The organism is Streptomyces carpinensis (assembly GCF_002154505.1).
GTDB lineage: Bacteria > Actinomycetota > Actinomycetes > Streptomycetales > Streptomycetaceae > Streptomyces > Streptomyces carpinensis.
The window spans coordinates 1-946 of record NZ_MUBM01000797.1 but is presented as its reverse complement, the minus strand read 5'-3'; the positions used below and the strand labels follow the sequence as shown (position 1 = coordinate 946).

At 72.2% G+C, this 946-nt stretch carries 1 protein-coding gene; it reads right to left on the bottom strand.

What is annotated here, in order from left to right; translation table 11 throughout:
- Nucleotides 1-61: 61 nt before the first annotated feature.
- Nucleotides 62-892: an aldo/keto reductase gene (locus tag BZY54_RS48840; RefSeq protein ID WP_086731603.1), complete on the bottom strand. Its 831-nt coding sequence runs from the start codon at nt 890-892 to the stop codon at nt 62-64.
- Nucleotides 893-946 lie beyond the last annotated feature (54 nt).

Genomic DNA, 946 nt, shown 5'->3' with positions numbered 1-946 from the left:
CGCGCACGTCACCGTCCACCCGAGTACCCGGCACCGCCGGAGCGACGCCGGGCCGGGCCGCTCAGAACTCCTCGTGCGTCTCCGGGTCCCCGCCGAGCCGTTGCGGGGTCCCGTGGGCGAGCGCGTCCAGCTGGGCCGGGTCGAGCTCGAAGCCGAACAGGTCGAGGTTCTCCCGCTGCCGCGCCGGGTCCGCCGACTTGGGGATCGGGACCGCGCCGAGCTGGGTGTGCCAGCGCAGCACCGCCTGGCCGGGCGTCACACCGAGCGCCTCGGCCACCGCGACGACCGCCGGATCGTCCAGCAGCCCGGAACCCCGGCCCAGCGGGCTCCAGCTCTCGGTGAGGATGCCCTTGTCCGCATGGAAGGCGCGCAGTTCCTCCTGCGGGAGGAGGGGGTGCAGCTCGATCTGGTTCACGGAGGGCAGGACCCCGGTCTCCTTCTCCAGCCGCTCGATGTGCCCGCGGGTGAAGTTGGAGACGCCGATCGAGCGCACCGAACCGTCCTCACGCAGCCGGATCATGGCCTTCCAGGAGTCCACGTACTTCCCGACGCGGGGGAGCGGCCAGTGGATCAGGTACAGGTCCACGTACTCCAGCCCGAGGCGCCGCCGCGACTCCTCGAAGGAGGCGAGGGTCTCCTCGTAGCCGTGGTGCCGGCCGGGCAGCTTCGTCGTCACCACGATCTCCTCGCGGGGCACGTCGCTGCGGGCGATCGCGCGGCCCACACCGGTCTCGTTGCGGTAGTTGGCCGCCGTGTCGACCAGCCGGTAGCCCAGCCCCAGGGCGTCGTGCACGGCCCGTTCGGCCTCGGCGTCGTTCATCGGCCAGGTGCCCAGACCGACCGCGGGGATCCGCGTGCCGTCGTTCAGGGTGTGCGCCGGGATGCTGATCACGTCGGAACCTTCCCGTTGAGTGTGCCGTACGGCCAGTATGGGCAGCCCGCCCGG